This window comes from Ralstonia sp. RRA, assembly GCF_037023145.1.
Taxonomy (GTDB): domain Bacteria; phylum Pseudomonadota; class Gammaproteobacteria; order Burkholderiales; family Burkholderiaceae; genus Ralstonia.
Genome location: NZ_CP146091.1, coordinates 1,430,310 through 1,446,788 on the forward strand (window position 1 = coordinate 1,430,310; position 16,479 = coordinate 1,446,788).

At 63.7% G+C, this 16,479-nt stretch carries 13 protein-coding genes; 9 read left to right on the forward strand and 4 right to left on the reverse strand.

Features of this window, described 5'->3' with window-relative positions; translation table 11 throughout:
• Positions 1–9 precede the first annotated feature (9 nt).
• Both V6657_RS07185 and V6657_RS07190 read right to left on the reverse strand, forming a co-directional pair.
• On the reverse strand, positions 10–426 hold the full coding sequence (locus tag V6657_RS07185) for a hypothetical protein (RefSeq protein WP_048932606.1): 417 nt from the start codon (positions 424–426) through the stop codon (positions 10–12).
• A gap of 134 nt (positions 427–560) precedes the next feature.
• Positions 561–1,457: a LysR family transcriptional regulator ArgP gene (locus V6657_RS07190; protein ID WP_048932605.1), complete on the reverse strand. Its 897-nt coding sequence runs from the start codon at positions 1,455–1,457 to the stop codon at positions 561–563.
• Between the two features lie 73 nt (positions 1,458–1,530).
• Between V6657_RS07190 and V6657_RS07195 the strand changes: the two genes are divergently transcribed.
• Positions 1,531–2,187 carry a LysE family transporter gene (locus tag V6657_RS07195; protein WP_137884635.1) on the forward strand — a complete coding sequence of 219 codons (657 nt, stop codon included), beginning with the start codon at positions 1,531–1,533 and terminating at the stop codon, positions 2,185–2,187.
• Positions 2,188–2,321: 134 nt separating this feature from the next.
• Here V6657_RS07195 and V6657_RS07200 read toward each other — a convergent pair whose 3' ends face one another.
• The gene (locus V6657_RS07200) at positions 2,322–3,368 is read right to left on the reverse strand and encodes an ankyrin repeat domain-containing protein (RefSeq protein ID WP_160315276.1); all 1,047 of its coding nucleotides are present in this window, start codon (positions 3,366–3,368) and stop codon (positions 2,322–2,324) included.
• A gap of 449 nt (positions 3,369–3,817) precedes the next feature.
• Between V6657_RS07200 and V6657_RS07205 the strand changes: the two genes are divergently transcribed.
• Positions 3,818–4,714 carry a LysR family transcriptional regulator gene (locus tag V6657_RS07205; protein ID WP_048932603.1) on the forward strand — a complete coding sequence of 299 codons (897 nt, stop codon included), beginning with the start codon at positions 3,818–3,820 and terminating at the stop codon, positions 4,712–4,714.
• A 94-nt stretch (positions 4,715–4,808) separates the two neighbouring features.
• Positions 4,809–5,867, forward strand: coding sequence for an AI-2E family transporter (locus V6657_RS07210; RefSeq protein ID WP_082170124.1), 1,059 nt, complete (start codon positions 4,809–4,811; stop codon positions 5,865–5,867).
• Positions 5,868–5,898: 31 nt separating this feature from the next.
• On the opposite strand, the gene V6657_RS07215 is transcribed toward V6657_RS07210, so the two are convergent.
• On the reverse strand, positions 5,899–6,615 hold the full coding sequence (locus V6657_RS07215; RefSeq protein ID WP_048932602.1) for a TetR/AcrR family transcriptional regulator: 717 nt from the start codon (positions 6,613–6,615) through the stop codon (positions 5,899–5,901).
• Positions 6,616–6,977: 362 nt separating this feature from the next.
• On the opposite strand from V6657_RS07215, the gene V6657_RS07220 reads away from it, so the two are divergent.
• The 6 genes from V6657_RS07220 to V6657_RS07245 all read left to right on the forward strand — a co-directional run bounded on the left by V6657_RS07220 (position 6,978) and on the right by V6657_RS07245 (position 16,444).
• Positions 6,978–8,144 (forward strand): efflux RND transporter periplasmic adaptor subunit, encoded by a 1,167-nt coding sequence (locus V6657_RS07220; protein WP_048932601.1) that lies wholly within the window; start codon positions 6,978–6,980, stop codon positions 8,142–8,144.
• Entirely contained in the window at positions 8,141–11,308 is a 3,168-nt protein-coding gene (locus V6657_RS07225; protein ID WP_048932600.1) for an efflux RND transporter permease subunit, read from the forward strand. The genes V6657_RS07220 and V6657_RS07225 overlap by 4 nt, the downstream gene beginning before the upstream one ends.
• 2 nt (positions 11,309–11,310) lie before the next feature.
• A complete protein-coding gene (locus V6657_RS07230) occupies positions 11,311–12,774 on the forward strand; it encodes an efflux transporter outer membrane subunit (RefSeq protein WP_048932599.1) in 1,464 nt (487 codons plus the stop codon).
• A 75-nt stretch (positions 12,775–12,849) separates the two neighbouring features.
• Positions 12,850–14,148, forward strand: a complete 1,299-nt coding sequence (locus tag V6657_RS07235) for a paraquat-inducible protein A (RefSeq protein WP_048932598.1) — start codon at positions 12,850–12,852, stop codon at positions 14,146–14,148.
• A 47-nt stretch (positions 14,149–14,195) separates the two neighbouring features.
• A complete protein-coding gene (locus tag V6657_RS07240) occupies positions 14,196–15,791 on the forward strand; it encodes an MlaD family protein (RefSeq protein ID WP_048932597.1) in 1,596 nt (531 codons plus the stop codon).
• Complete coding sequence (locus V6657_RS07245) at positions 15,788–16,444, forward strand: PqiC family protein (RefSeq protein WP_248694684.1); 657 nt, start codon at positions 15,788–15,790, stop codon at positions 16,442–16,444. The genes V6657_RS07240 and V6657_RS07245 overlap by 4 nt, the downstream gene beginning before the upstream one ends.
• The last annotated feature ends 35 nt before the right edge of the window (positions 16,445–16,479 follow it).

Below are 16,479 nucleotides of genomic sequence, written 5' to 3' on the forward strand. Positions count from 1 at the left end.
GTCGCGGGCTTAGCGCGACTTCGCCTGGTAACGGGCGTAGTCGACATAGCTTGTGAGATAGACACGCGCCTTGTCGCGGGTTTCTTGCGTGACACGGTCAGCCGCTTTGCGGGCACCGGACGAACTCATCTGCGCGCTGAGATGGTCGCGGAAGGCATCGTGCATGGCTTGCAGATCGTCTGCGCATGCGTCCAATGCAGATGACACTACAGCCTTTGTCTGTGCGTTGCCGGGCACGCCGTCATCAGCGCGGCGTTGGGTGCAATCCATGTACTTGATGCGTAGTGCTATCCAACCGCTATCGGCACTGGCCGTGCTGTCCGTTTTGGTTTGATCAGGAAGCTGCTGTTGCGGTGGCGTGGACGAACCACATGCGCCAAGCAGCGCCAGCAGGACAAGGGACGGGGCGTAGAGGGCTTTTTTCATGGCATGAACTGTATGCCGCGAGCGATTCTCGCACCACCCGTGGTCTTCCCGGCAAGTCGACCATCGCTCACGCCATTAACATTTGGAAACGACTTCGTTGTGAGGCGCGCGTCGCAACGTTTCTCTGCGGCATCTCAAGGTGGCAACAGGGCGGCGTGAGCCGCCGTCAAAACTTCGCGGCTCAATCCGTCTAGCAATGCGGATGCCGCCCGCGCGTACTGCCAGTGCAGCGGCACATCCAGCGGCGTGTCGGGCACCAGTTCAACCAGTGTGCCCGCCTTGAGGTGCGACGTGATCAGCGTCTGCGGATGCAGACCCCATCCCATGCCAGCAACTGCGGCCGCCACAAAGGCCTGAGGCGAGGGCAGCATGTGCCGGGGCAGTTCGACATGCCGGTGGCACAGACGCCGTGCCCAGCGCGCCTGCAGCTCGTCTTTGGTGTTGAACAGCAGGCTGGGGGCGCGGGCCAAGCTGCCGGCGCCGACCCCGTCCGCGAAATGGCGTTGCACGAACGCCGGACTGGCGGCCGCAAGGTAGCGCATGGAGCCCAACGGCCGGCTATTGCAACCGGCAGCCGGGCGAGCCGTAGCGGTTACAGCGGCCAGTACGGCGCCGCTGCGCAGCCATTCGGTGGTGTGGTCCTGGTCGTCCACCGCCACCTCCATCAGCACCGGGTGTTCAGCACCGAAGGCCGCAATGGCCGGGGCAAGCCACGTGGCCAGGCTGTCGGCGTTTACGGCGATGGGTAGCGGCACCCGCGCAATGCCCTCCGGCGCCAGCACGGGCAGTGCGCCTTGCAACTCCTGTTCGAGCAGCCGAACGCGGTCGACGTGTTGGCAAAGCTGTCGCCCCGTCTCCGTTGCCCGGCAGGGTTGGTCGCGCACCACCAGTGCGCAGCCCACGCGTTCTTCCAGCAATCGAATGCGCTGTGAAATCGCCGATGGCGTGACATGGAGTGCACGCGCAGCGCGTTCAAAGCTGCCTTCCCGAACGACGGCAGCCAATGCAGAGAGGGCGGCGTAATCCAGCATGGGTTAAGTAAAACTGAATTGAATGAAGTAAGGATAGTTTGTCTTCATTGCTTGGCGCAGGCAAGCTGCATGCATGGACACCTTGCTGACTCCCACTTCGCTGGCGCTATCTGTCTCCCTTCAGGGCTTGGTCCTGAGCCTGGGGCTGATCGTCGCCATTGGCGCGCAGAACGCGTTTGTATTGCGCCAGGGGCTGCGCCGTGAGCATGTGGGCAGCGTGGTGCTGTTTTGCGCGGTGGCAGACGCGTTGCTGTTGACGGCCGGCGTCATGGGCATGGCTCAGGCGCTGGGCGAGCGCCCTGGGCTTGCCAATGCAATGGCATTGGCCGGCGCCGCGTTTCTGGCGGTGTATGGGTGGCGGGCGCTGCAACGTGCACGACACGCTAGTCAATTGCGAGCGTCAGAGGGCGGTGACGGCTTGAGCCGGGGCGCTGCGCTGGCGCAGGCGGCAGCCTTTACGCTGCTCAACCCCCACGTCTACCTCGATACGGTGTTGCTGGTCGGCAGCATTGGCGCCCAGCAGCCGGCGGCATTGCGTGGCTGGTTCGTCGCGGGCGCAAGTTCAGCCAGTGCGTTCTGGTTTGTGTTGCTGGGGTTCGGCGCACGCTGGCTGGCGCCATGGTTTGCGAAGCCGCGCGCGTGGCAGGTGCTGGATGGCCTGATCGGCACGACCATGCTTGTGCTGGCTGCGCTGTTGCTGCGTCATGCCTTCATGGGGATCTTTGGCTGATCAGATCGGCTGGTGTGTTTGCTCCGGTGCTGCAGGCGCAGCGCGTAAGTCTCCGGAGTAATGTTGTCGTCAGAAAAACGGGCGGCAAACTGTCGCCTGCCGCCCTGATTTGCGCGTGAGTTGGCTGTGCCGCCTCAGCGCTTGACGCTGCGGAAGACGGCCAGCGTGTCGTCATCGTGGAAGCTCGGATTCGCCAACACGTCCTTGCGCACGGTCACGCTCTTGAGATCCGGTGACGCCGCGGCCACGGCATCGGAGTAGTACCGAGCGTCTGGGTTAGCGCCTGCCTGGATCAGCGCACGCACGCAGTCGGCGTTGCCAACCAGTGCGGCGGATGCCAGCGGGACCGGCGCATCGCCCGACGTCTTCATCCATGCCACCGAGTTGAGGTCAGTGCCCGGCTTGAGAAGCAGCTTGATGCGCTCGCCGGCTTGCGGGTCGGGCTTGCGACGCAAGTCGACGTGGCGTTCGCAAACATAGTTCAGCGCGGTGGCGCCAGATTTGGAGCGCGCACCTACGTCGATACCAGCCCCGATCAGCAGCTTCGTCGCATCCAGGTTGCCTGCGGCCATGCCCATGAGTGCGGTTTCCCCATTCTGGTTACGCAGATTCGGGTTGGCGCCGGCGTTCAGCAACAGACGCATGATTTCCAGGCTCGGGGCGTTGAGACGCAGGCCCGATGCCTGCAGCAGCGGTGTGTTGTTGCCGTCGTTGTTCAGCGCGTTGACGTTGGCTCCGGCCGCAATCAGCGCCTTGACGATGCGCAGGTTTTGCGGCGAAGCCTTGCCGTTGGTGTCGATGCCCGAGATGGCGTAGACCAGCGGCTGATTGCCCAGATCACGATAGACAGGGATCTCCAGATCGTTCTTCTGCGTGAGCAGGAGGTCGACCAGGTCGGCATCGTTGTTCGAGATGGCTACCGCCAGGGCGGACATGCCTTGTGGGCCGTCGTACTCGGCCGGCTGCGCGCGGTGCGCACGCGCGCCCTTGGCCAGCAGGTCGCGGATGGCCGCCAGTTTCTTTTCGTTGGGCTTTTGCTCGTACTGCTCGACCGTGGCGGCCAGTTTGTCGTCCAGCGAGGCGGGCTTGGCCTGCGTGGTCGGCGGTGCGAGCAGGGCGCAACCAGCCAGCAGGCATGCTGCGGTTTTCGCTGCTGTCGTTTTGGGGTGGAGTCGCTTCAAGATGGATGAGCTTGGTTGATTGGCTGTGTGCGCCTCCAGATCATTTGCGGCGCGGTCGCGATTATCGCACTGCTGTTCCAGTTGGTACATTAACAATGGGAAACAATGACGCCATGGTTTGCAACCATCAATCACGTGACTGTCCCGATTGGTACGTGCTGACGAAGATGCTGGGCAGAGGCTGTGAGCGGTGGCCAGACTCAAGCTGGTTGTTGGGCTGCTCAACAACCACACATTCCCTCGACATTCCTCCGCGAAGAATTCCTTCTGACTGTTCATTTATGTCACAATTGACAATTGCATCAGTTATGATTAAATTGCGAATGCTCGCGGCGGGGCTGGGGCTAACAACGGGCTGCCGTTGTACAGCGAAGTGCGTCCGATAGCGCGCGTGGTTTAGTTGCCGCGTCAACCTGCGACCGTACGTGCGAGCCTTGTTCGAGGTGCTTATGGATCATTTCGAGAGCTTGCGGCTCTTTCGTACGATCGTCGAAGTTAGAAACTTCAGACGCGCGGGGCAGATGCTTGGGGTATCGCCGGCTGTCGTTTCAAGGGCGATCACTTCCCTGGAAGAGCGGCTCGGCGCGCGCCTCTTCCACCGGTCGACAAAGCAGTTCTCGCTGACGGACGCGGCCCACCGCTTCTATGACGGATGCTGCCGTGTGCTCGACGATCTGGATTGCCTGGAATCCGACGCACGCAGCCAGGGGCATCTGCCGGTTGGCGTATTGCGGCTCGTTGCGCATACGACCGCAACGTCGGGGTGGCTTGCGCCGCTGGTGGCATCGTTCAAGCGCCAGAACCCGAACGTCATGGTTGAGGTGACCTTGGTGGAGGGCACCGTCGATCTGGCAACCGAGGGCTACGACATCGGCTTGGTATTGCCGTTCATGTTGGCCACCGACCTGGCGGTGACGCGGCTGCTGCATCGCCTGCCGTTGGCCATCGTGGCGACACCGCACTACCTGGACGCGCGTGGGCGCCCGTGTCACCCGGCCGATCTGGCTGACCATGTCTTCGTCACCGTACCGCCGCACCAGCACAAGCCCATTGTGACGTTCCGCACCGATGGGGCACCGCTGGTGGTTCCGCTGCGCTACGAAATTGCCTCGAACAACGCCGCATTCAACCGTGAAGTCGTACTGGCCGGACTCGGCATGGGGCTGTTGCCATTGGCACTGGTGGAAGACGATCTGCGCGAAGGGCGCCTCGTCCGCTTGGTGGGTGAACACGACATCCTGGATACCGCAGCGGAGGTTCGCCTCGCCTACATGAGCCGGACGATGGTGCCGGCCAAAGTCAGGGCCTTCATCGACCACGCCGTCGCGTACTTTGAGGAGCGGTGAGATGCGGGGACCATCTTCTCGGGCGAGCACCGTTGCCTATTGCGAACAGTGCAGCGTCCATCACCAAGGGAGCACGCACGGTGCGAAAACGCTGATGTCCACCCTGATACGGCGCCAGGCCTGGCTATGGGGGCTTGTTGCGCTGGCAATGGGTGGGCTCATGTGGGCACTGCGGCCGGTGCTGACGCCGTTCCTGCTGGGCGCACTCATTGCCTACATGCTGCAGCCGGGTGTGGAGTGGTTGGCGCGACACCGCGTGCCCCGCTGGCTCGCTGCGCTGGCGATGATCTTGTGCTTTGCGGCGCTGGCGGCGCTGCTCGTCACGCTCATGTTCGCTGTCGTCCAGACTGAAGGTCCGCAACTCCAGGCAAAAATTCCTGTGCTGCTTGCCAACCTGAATGCATGGCTGCAGCCAAAGCTGGCTGTTCTGGGGCTTGGCGTCGACCTGGATTTGGCGCATCTGCGCGATCTGCTGTCCGCGCCGCGCTCTGGTGGTGATGGCAACGCTGTTCTCGCCATCTGGCAATACCTGCGCACCAGCGGCAATGCGATGTTGACCGTGGTGGGTAACGTGGTGCTGGTCCCGCTGGTGCTCTTCTACCTGCTCTACGACCGGCACCAGATGTTTCGGCGCATGGAAAGCCTGATCCCCCGTCGGTGGCTTGCCCAGACGCGGGCGTTCGTCATCGACATTGACCGGATGCTGTCGCAATACTTGCGCGGGCAGCTTCTCGTGATGGTCGTGTTGGCCGCGTTCTACCCCATCGCCTTGACGCTGGCGGGCTTCGACATTGCGTTGCCGCTGGGCTTGTTCACGGGCTTGGCGGTGTTCATTCCTTATGTCGGATTTGCCGCTGGCCTGGCGCTCGCCATGTTGGCCGCCGTGCTGCAGTTTGGCGATCTGTATGGCATCGGTGCCGTTGCTGTGGTGTACGGCCTGGGTCAGATTCTAGAAAACGTCTTCCTTACGCCGCGCCTGATTGGCGAGCGCATTGGCCTGCACCCGTTGGCCGTGATCTTTGCGCTGCTGGCCTTTGGCCACCTGTTCGGATTCTTTGGGGTGCTGCTGGCGTTGCCTGCCAGCGCCATTCTTGCGGCGGCGCTACGGGCGTTGCGTCACCGCTATCTCGCGAGCGCGCTCTATCAAGCCTGATTAACACACCCTCGCCGAGTGCTGCGAGGGCTCATGCAGGGGTTGCGGCGCCGCCGTCCTTGAACATCGGCAACGGCAGTTGCGCGATTCTTTCCGCTTCAACGCGCTTGATGCCCAGTGCCTGGAGCACGAAGACGGCCGCACGTTCGGCCAGGTGCTCCACCCGAACGGCCGCTGCTTGGTGGCCGCGCCCCGGGCGTGCGGCAGCCGTCGCAAAGTGCAACTCGGCCGCAACACCGGCAAGCACGGTGCCAATCACTGAAAGCACGCTTGGCAACGGATCTGCCACGACGAACCGCTTGGCAGCGAGCCCGCGGTGGCTGTCGCGTAGCAGGCGCAAGCCAAGGCTATGTGTCAGGGCGCGGGTAGAGACACCTTCGCGCATCAGCAACCGGCCCCAGACCGGCTCACGCTGCGCCCGCAGCAAGGTGTGACGGACGGAGATTGCAATGATCTCGGCCGGATCCGTCAAGCCATGCGCCGCCCCATCCAGCCGGTCAGCGAAGTCTTCAAACGCCCAGTCGATGAGGGCGGCGAAGAGCCCTTCCTTCGATTCGAAGTGGTTGTAGAACGAGCCGAAGCCCACATCGGCGGCTTCGGTGATCTCGCTGATGGCAACGCGCTCGATGCTTTTTTCAGACAGCAACAACAACGCGGCGTGAAGCAGGCGCGTCCGTGTTTCTTCTTTGCGACGCGTGCCGCGCCGCTGGTGGCGGCCTTCGGCCACGCGATTCATGAGGTTCCGCATAGGGGTCTCGATTGGTGTCTTCAATGGCGATGATAGTGGCTTGCGTCATAGTTGACAATATTATCAGTTATGAGTTTAATGTCGTCCGTGGGGTCGATCGGGGCGAATTGCCCTGAGTTAGGACGCGGTGATGGGGCAAGCACCCGGCGACAAAGGCCAGAGAGCCGTCCGCCATGGCTTGCCAGCTGAATGCAGCACATTTGCCGAGAAGTGGTTCCTGAACGCCGTGGAGACCGGCGACTTGCGTACCCGACATCCGAGTTCCGTTATGCGTTACCCGAGAGCTGATCGCGCAGAAGCGGCGCGGCTCCGGAATGCGCGTGACCCCTTGTTCGTTAGGCCATCACTTGCTTGGAAACATCGTGAAATATCCCGGTCGTCAAGCGCGAACGACAGCGCGCCCCCAACTGTCCGTCGTCGGGCGTTCCAAACGCGCGCCTGTTGTCATTGCCGCCTGCTGCGCTGTGTTGCTGGCGGGCTGTCACCACAGTGAAACCCTGGTCGCAGCACCCAAGCCGGTCGTTGCGCTGACGCTGCATCCGGACGGCAACGCCGTTGCGAACACATTGCCCGGGCAGGTGCAGGCGCGGTACTCCACGCCGCTGTCGTTCCGTGTGGGCGGCAAGGTGGTCGAGCGCCGCGTGCGTCTGGGCGATACCGTCAAGGAAGGGCAGGTGCTGGCGATGCTGGATCAGGCAGATCTGCGCAACGATCTGGCCAATGCCCGCGCGCAACTGGAAGCCGCAGAACATCGGTTGGTCTTCGCCAAGCAACAGCTTGACCGTGACCGCGCGCAGTCGCAGGCGAACCTGATTGCGCCGGCACAGATGGAGCAGACGCAGGACGCCTACGCTTCCGCGCTTGCGCAACGCGATTCCGCACGGGCACAAGCCACCCTGGTGGGCGATCGCCTGCGCTACGCCACGCTGGTGGCGGACCACGACGGCGTCATCACGTCGGAGGATGCCGACACCGGCCAGAACGTCCAGCCTGGCCAAGCGATCTATCACCTCGATTGGACGGGCGACGTCGACATCGTTTGCGATGCACCGGAGCGTGCGCTGTCCTCACTCACCGTTGGCAGCACGGCGCGCGTGAGCCTGCCGGCTGTGCCGTCGCAAACCTTTGAAGCACGCGTGCGCGAGGTGTCCCCCGCGGCCGATCCGCAAAGCCGTACGTGGCGCGTCAAGCTGTCGCTCGCGGCGCCAAGCGCTGCGGTGCGCATGGGCATGACCGCCAATATCGCTTTCGATGCCAAGGGCGATGCGGTGGCTGCGCATCCGTTCAAGCTGCCGGTGACCGCACTGTTCCACCGCGGCGAAGAGCCTGCAGTCTGGGTGGTGCGCGCGAACACAGATATCTTGGAACTGCGCCCGGTCACCATCGCGCGTTACGACGAACGCAGCGTGCTAGTCGCTTCCGGCTTGCGCGATGGCGATCGCGTGGTGATGCAGGGCGTGCATGCCGTCAACGCCGGGCAACACGTGCAAGTGGTTGCGCCCCTGCACCCTGAGGACTTTGCATCATGAGCGGGGGTGATCGCGAAATCGCGCAGGGCACCGAGCAGGTGGCGACGCCTGCATCCCCGGCGGACGAAGGCGGCTTCAACCTGTCGGCATGGGCACTGCGCCACCAGCAGCTGGTGATCTTCCTGATCGGGCTGGCGACGCTGTTTGGCGTCATTGGCTACACGCATCTTGCGCAGTCAGAAGATCCGCCGTTCACGTTCCGGACGATGGTGATCCAGACGTACTGGCCGGGCGCCACCGCGCGCGAAGTGCAGGAGCAGATCACCGATCGCATCGGGCGCCAGCTCCAGGCCGCGCCGTATGTCGACAACATCAAGAGCTATTCGCGCCCTGGTGAGTCGATGATCTTCTTCGCCATGAAGGACTCCGCCCCCGTCAAGGACGTGCCGGAGACCTGGTATCAGGTGCGCAAGAAGGTGGGCGATATTCGCGCGAACTTGCCAAAGGGCACGGTCGGGCCGTTCTTCAATGACGAGTTCGGTGACGTCTACACGAATATCTACGCGCTGGAAGGCGACGGTTTCTCGCCCGCGCAACTGCACGATTACGCGGACAAGCTGCGCACCGTGCTGCTGCGTGTGCCTGGCGTCGCCAAGGTGGACTACGTTGGTGATCCGGCTGAACACGTCTTCATCGAAATCTCCAACGCGCAGCTGACGCGGCTTGCCATCACGCCGCAGCAGATCGCGCAGGCCATCGACGCACAGAACACCGTGGCACCGGTCGGCACGATCACGACCGCTGACGACCGCGTATTCGTGCGGCCCACGGGCGCGTTCAAGGATGTGCAGGCGCTGTCCGACATGCTGATCACCGTGAACAAGCGCACGTTCCGGCTGGGTGACATCGCCAAGATCACGCGCGGTTATGACGACCCGCCCGTCACGCAGATGCGCACCAACGGCCATGCCGTGCTGGGCATCGGCGTCACGATGCAGAAGGGCGGCGATGTGATCGATCTCGGCAAGGCGCTCGACGCTACGGCGGGCGAACTGCAGGCGACGCTGCCGGCAGGGCTGAAGCTGTCTGCGATTTCGAGCATGCCGCATGCCGTCAAGCACTCCGTGGACGAGTTCGTGCGCTCGGTTGGTGAAGCCGTGGCGATTGTGCTGGTGGTGAGCCTGGTATCGCTGGGCTTGCGTACGGGCATGGTTGTGGTGATTTCCATCCCGATCGTGCTGGCCATCACGGCCTTGTGCATGCACATGTTCGGCATCGGGCTGGACAAGGTTTCGCTGGGCACGCTGGTGCTTGCGCTCGGGTTGCTGGTGGATGACGCCATCATCGCCGTCGAGATGATGGCCGTGAAGCTGGAGCAGGGGTGGAGCCGCATGCGCGCCGCCGCTTTTGCTTACTCCAGCACGGCATTCCCGATGCTGACCGGCACGCTGGTAACGGTGTCAGGCTTCTTGCCGATCGCGCTGGCCAAGTCGAGCACGGGCGAGTACACGCGCTCGATCTTCGAGGTGTCCGCTATCTCGCTGATCGTGTCGTGGTTTGCCGCCGTGGTCCTAGTGCCGCTGCTGGGCTATCACATGCTGCCGGAGCACAAGAACGGCGCCTCGGAACATGGCCATGAGCACGATATCTACAACACCGGCTTCTATCAGCGTCTGTCGGGCTGGATCTCGTTCTGCATCGAGCGCCGCTGGGTGATTCTGGGTGTGACGGCCGTGCTGTTTGCACTGGGCATGGCAGCGTTCACGCGCGTGCCGCAGCAGTTCTTCCCGAATTCCGAGCGGCCTGAATTGCTGGTGGATATTCGCTTGCCGGAAGGCGCTTCGTTTGATGCCACGTTGCGCGAGGCAAAGCGTCTGGAAAAAGCGCTGGATGGCCGAAAAGAGATCGAGCACTTTGTCGACTACGTCGGCACCGGTGCGCCGCGTTTCTATCTGCCGCTGGACCAGCAGCTTCAACAACCGAACTTCGCGCAGTTCGTGATCACGGCCAAGAACGTGGAAGAACGCGATGCACTGTCGCGCTGGCTCAACGCCACGCTGGAGAAGGACTTTTCCGGTGTCCGCACCCGTGTCGCACAGCTTGAGAACGGCCCGCCAGTTGGCTTCCCAATCAAGTTCCGTGTGAGCGGCGACGACATTGCGACCGTACGCAACATCGCCGACAAGGTGGCCGAGAAGGTGCGTGCCGATGCCCGCACGCAGAACGTGCAGTTCGATTGGGATGAACCGGCCGAACGTTCGATGTCGTTCGAGATCGACCAGATCAAGGCGCGCCAGCTTGGTGTGACGTCGGAGGATGTCTCCAACTTCCTGGCCATGACGCTGTCCGGCTACACGGTGACGCAGTATCGTGAGCGCGACAAGCTGATCAACGTCGATCTGCGTGCTCCGAAGACGGAACGCGTTGACCCCGCCAAGCTTGCTGGCCTGGCAATGCCAACGCCTAACGGCCCGGTTCCGCTCGGCGCGCTGGGGCATGTGCAGAACAAGCTCGAGTACGGCGTGATCTGGGAACGTGACCGCCAGCCGACCATCACGGTGCAGGCCGACGTGCGCGGCAACGCGCAAGGCATTGGCGTGACGCGCGACATCGATCAGGCGCTCGCCGCTGAACGCGCCAAGCTGCCGGTGGGCTATCGCATCCAGATCGGTGGTGCGGTGGAAGAGAGCGTGAAGGGCCAGACGTCGATCAACGCCGAGATGCCGCTGATGATCATTGCGGTGCTGACGCTGCTGATGATCCAGCTCAAGAGCTTCTCGCGCACGTTCATCGTCGTGTTGACCGCACCGCTGGGTCTGATTGGCGTGGTGACTGCGCTGCTGCTGTTCGGCAAGCCGTTCGGGTTCGTGGCGCTGCTCGGGGTGATTGCCATGTTCGGCATCATCATGCGCAACTCCGTGATCCTGGTGGACCAGATCGACCAGGACATTGCGGCGGGCCAAAAACGTTTCGACGCCATCATCGGCGCAACCGTGCGGCGCTTCCGGCCCATCATGCTCACGGCCGCTGCGGCAGTGCTGGCGCTGATTCCGCTGCTGCGCTCGGGCTTCTTCGGGCCGATGGCCACTGCGCTGATGGGCGGTATCACCATCGCCACGGTCCTGACCATCTTCTTCCTGCCGGCGCTGTATGCCGCGTGCTTCAAGGTCCGCCCGGACGAACGGGAACTGACTGCGGCCCGCACTGCAGCCCTGGAGAATTGACCATGAAACGCTCTCGTATGATGTGCGCGCTTGCCGCTACGTCGGTGCTCGCACTCTCGGCATGCTCCTTGGCACCGACCAGCACGCCGCCTGCCGTGCCCTCGCCGGAGCACTACGGCATGACCACGCCACCTGCAAAGACGGCGGAAGCGGCCGGCGTTGCCCAGCAGTTTGATGTCGGGGCTGCGCCCGTGCCGCAATGGTGGAAGCTCTATCGCTCCGATGCATTGAACGCGTTGGTGGAAGAGGGCCTGCGCAACAACCCCACGCTGGCTGCCACGCAGAAGACGTTGTCTGCCGCGCAGGAGGAACTGCGCGCGCAGGTGGGGGCATCAACACTGCCGTCCCTCGACGCCGGGGCCCAGGTCGCGCGCCAACGCACGCCAAACCTCACAGGCGTCGGGCCCGATGCGCTGCGCTACAACGTGTTCGTTGGGCAGTTGCAGGCGCACTACACGTTCGACCTGTTCGGCGCGACGCGCTATGCCAACGCCGCGAGTGCCGCGCGGGTGGACGTGCGCGGCTGCGAATTGGAGGCAGCACGGCGCGCGCTCGCCGCGAATATCGTCGGCACGGTGATCAGCGCAGCAGCGCTGGATGAGCAGATTGCATTGACGGAACGTCTTGTTGTGGTGGCAGACGCGACGGCGCGGGACAGCCAGCGTCGGTACGAGCTGGGGGCGCTCTCGCATGCGCAAGCGCTGGCATCGACGCAGAGCGCCGCATCGCTGGCGGCGACGCTGCCGCAGCTGCGTCAACAGCGTGCGGTTTCCGTCCATGCACTGGCCGTGTTGCTGGGCCGCACCCCGGATGCGGCGCCTGCAGTGCCGGAGTTCAGCAGCCTGTCGCTGCCGAACCAGGTGCCTGTGGCCGTGCCGTCGGATCTGCTGCGGGCTCGGCCGGATATCCGCGCCGCCGCTGCGGCGGTCAAGGCGGCGTCCGCAGATGCGGGCGAGGCCACCGCACAGCTCTTCCCGAGCCTGTCGCTCACGGCCGCGCTGGGCCGTGGCGGATTGAGCTGGCCGGCATTGCTCTCAGGTGCGGGTGGATTGTGGGCGGTGGGTGCCGGGCTGTCGCAGCCCATCTTCCACGGTGGCGCATTGATGGCGCACCGCCGGGCGACGCTCGAGCTGTATGACGCAACGGTGCTGCAGTACAAGTCGGCCGTGCTGTCGGCATTCGAGAACGTTGCCGATACGCTCGCCGCACTGGAAAACGATGCGCAGACGTTGGCATCCGCCGAAGTGGCATCGACCGCAGCGCGTACCGCGTTCAACGAAACCGCATCGCGCCACCGCTTGGGCGCCTTGCCCGCATCCGCGGAGCAGTCGAGCGAGCAGCAGTACCTGAATGCGCAGCTCGACACCGTGCGTGCGACCAGCCGGCGCATGAGCGACACGGCTGCGTTGCTACAGGCCATGGGTGAACTGCCCGCCAACACCGATCAGACGATCGCCAAAGACTGACATTGCCTTTGGATAGGCCCGGCCTCCACGCCTCAAGCGTGGAGTGCCGCGCTTCGCCTGCACTAGGTCAAGCCCATGGAATCTGCCCACCTGATTGCCTGTCATGAATGCGACCGCGTGTTTCGGCGGCCGCCACTGTCGGATGGCTTGCACGTCCGATGCTCGCGTTGTGCGAACGACCTGAGCGGCGCCCATCACGCCCGCCCGACACTCGACTTCACCTGCGCCATGGCGGTTGCAGCGGTTGTTACGTTGGTGATCGCGCAGTGTTTCCCGATCATTGCGCTCAAGGCGCAGGGCATGGCGTCGCAAGCCACGTTGCTTGATGCGGTGTCTGCCCTATGGGCAGGGCAAATGCACATCGTGGCTGCGGTCGTGTTCTTTACGACCACGCTGTTTCCCGCGATGGAATTGCTCGCGTTGCTTTACGTGTTGCTTCCCTTGCGTGCGGGCGCTGTGTCTTTTGGATTTCGCCAGGTCATCCGGTTTCTTCAATGGTTGCGGCCTTGGGGAATGATCGAAGTGTTCATGCTGGGCGTGCTTGTCACGACAGTGAAGATGGTCAGCCTCGCGCGAGTGATTCCTGGCGCCGGCCTGTTTGCATTCGGGGCGTTGACGGTGCTGCTTGCGCTGGTTTCGCGGTTCGATCCGCACAGGCTCTGGCACGCCTGCGACGAGATCGAGGCACCGGGCGGTGCGACACCATCTGCCGAATTGCGAGCGGACGCAGTGAAGGCAGTCTCCGCAAAACAGGCCGGGCTGGTTGTCTGCCACACCTGCGGCAGCGTGCAACCGCTTCACGATGGCGAAGCACACCAAAGGTGCAGTCGTTGCCATACGGCCCTGCACGAACGCCGCCCCGCCAGCATTTCGCGGACAGCCGCATTGCTGCTGGCGGCGGCGCTGCTTTACATCCCCGCCAATCTGTTGCCGGTCATGCACAGCACCTCGCTCGGCCGCTCAGAAGACGACACCATCCTGAGCGGGGTGGCGTACTTCTGGACTTCCGGCGATTGGGGCCTCGCAGCAGTCGTCTTTATTGCCAGCGTGGTGGTGCCGATGCTCAAGCTCGCCATTCTGGCGCTGCTGGTATTCGCGGCACATCGGCGCTCCACCTGGCGCCCGCACGAAAGGACACGGCTCTATCGCCTGGTCGAGCGCATCGGCCGGTGGTCGATGCTCGATGTGTTCGTGGTGGCGCTCACCGTTGCGCTGGTGCACTTCGGCTCCTTTGCCGTCATCACCGCTGGCCCGGGCGCACTGGCCTTTGGCGCTGTGGTGATCCTCACCATGATCGCCTCTATGCAGTTCGACCCCCGGCTGATCTGGGACCCCGTTCCCGACGACGCCGAATCCGCGCGAGACGATTCCTGATCGGATTCCGCGCACAACACTCGTCCGCCACATTCTCCTTTCAAGCAATGCGTCCTATCGATCACCCCCTTCCCGAGATCACGCCCCGGCGGCGCTGGCTTCCCTCAATGGTCTGGCTCGTGCCGCTGATTGCGGCCTTGATCGGGCTCGCGCTGGTCGCCAAGACCATCGCCGAGAAAGGCCCGGCAGTGACCGTCACCTTTGCCAATGCCGAAGGCCTTGAGGCCGGCAAGACGAAGGTGAAGTACAAGGACGTTGAGATCGGCACGATTCAATCCATCTCGCTCACCCCGGATCTCAAGCGCGTGATGGTGAAGATCCAACTGGCGCGCGAAGCCGAACGTTTTGCAAGCAAGGACACCCGGTTCTGGGTGGTCCGGCCACGTGTGGGCGCCAGCGGCATTTCCGGGCTCGGCACGTTGCTTTCGGGCGCGTACATCGGCGTGGATATTGGTCATTCCAAAGACAGCCAGACCCAGTTCGTGGGGCTGGAGAGTCCGCCCTCCGTCACCACCGATCAGCAAGGGCGCCAGTTCTCGCTGCACGGCGATTCGCTCGGGTCCGTCGATATTGGTGCGCCGGTGTTCTATCGCCATCTGCAAGTGGGGCAGGTGGTGGGCTTTGCGCTGGACAAGCAAGGTGGGGGCGTGCAAGTGAACGTGTTCGTGAACGCGCCCTACGACAAGTACGTCGGCACCAACACGCGCTGGTGGCACGCCAGCGGGGTGGACCTGCGGCTCGATTCCAACGGGTTGAAGCTGAATACGCAGTCGCTTGCCACCGTCATCGTCGGCGGCCTGGCGTTCCAGACGCCACAGGGCCAGGCGGATGGGCCTCCGCCGCCCGATAGCACCGTGTTCCAGCTGGCATCCGATGAAGCCGACGCCATGCGAGAGCCCGACGGTGCGCCGCTGACTGTGGTCATGCGGTTCAACCAGTCGCTGCGCGGCCTGTCTGTCGGCGCACCGGTGGATTTGCGCGGCATTGCGCTGGGCAACGTCACGGACATCGGCATCGAATACGACGAGGCAGCGAAAACGTTCAGCATGCGGGTCATGATGGCGCTGTATCCATCGCGGCTCAGCCGGCGCATCAACACATCGCTTCCTGCACCCGATACGCCGGGCGGCCATGAACTGCTGCAGCACTTGGTCATGCAGGGGCTGCGCGGGCAGCTTCGCATGGGCAACCTGCTGACGGGCCAGCTGTACGTGGCGCTCGACATGTTCCCCAAGGCGCCGCGTGCAACGGTCGATGTCCACCGCTCGCCGGTGGAGTTGCCGACCGTTCCGAATTCGCTGGACGAATTGCAGGTGCAGCTTGCCGACATCGCGAAGAAGCTGAACCAGGTGCCCTTCGACAAGATCGGCAACAACCTGAACGGCGCGCTCGACAATGCAAACCGCCTGTTCGGTCATCTGGATACCGAAGTGGTGCCGCAGGCGCGGGACACGCTGGCATCCGCACAGCAGACGTTCAACGCTGCACAGGCGACCTTGCGGCAGGACTCGCCGCTCCAGTCCGATGTGCACGAGGCGATGCAGGAACTGACGCGCACGCTTCAGTCGCTCAATGCGCTGACGGACTATCTGGAGCGCCATCCGGAATCGCTGCTGTTCGGCAAGAAAGGAGATGCGCGGTGAGTGTGTCCTGGTTCCCAATGTGCCGCGTACTTGCTGGCGTGGTTGCCTGTGTCACGCTGGCGGCATGTAGCTCGCCGCCGGCGCGTTTCCATCGCTTGGCTGCGGACGATGAGGTTGCGGTGGCAGCACCTGTATCGGCGTTGCTGGTTGACGTGCTGCCCGTTCGTGTTCCGCCGTCGGTGGCGGGCAGGCGGCTGGTGGTGCAGCGCAGCTCAGGCCAGGTCGACGTGCTCGAGATGGACCGCTGGGCTTCGCCCTTGGCCGATGAGATTCGTGCGGCGCTGTCGTCGGGGCTGGCGTTGCGGACCAGCGCCACGGACCTGCACGGCCTTCCCTACGGTGGAGAACGCCCGGTTTACCGGGTGGCCGTGGATGTACAGCGGTTCGATGCGTGGCCCGGCTCGTCTGTCTTGATCGACGCCGTCTGGACGATTCGCACCGCCGAAGATCGCCCAATGCTGACGTGCCGCAGTGTCGTTCGCGAAGACGTGCCCGCAGGCATTGACGGCGTGGTGCAGGGCCAGCGGCGTGCCTTGAACGCGCTGGCTTCGCAGATGGCGGAGCCGCTCCTGGCTTACGCTGCTGCACCATCAGAGGCGGCGCGGCCGATGCCAGGTTGCGTGGATTCGTCGGCCAGTATGTTGGCCAAGTGAGGTGGGTCGATCAGCGGGCGCCGCAGCGCCGCTGA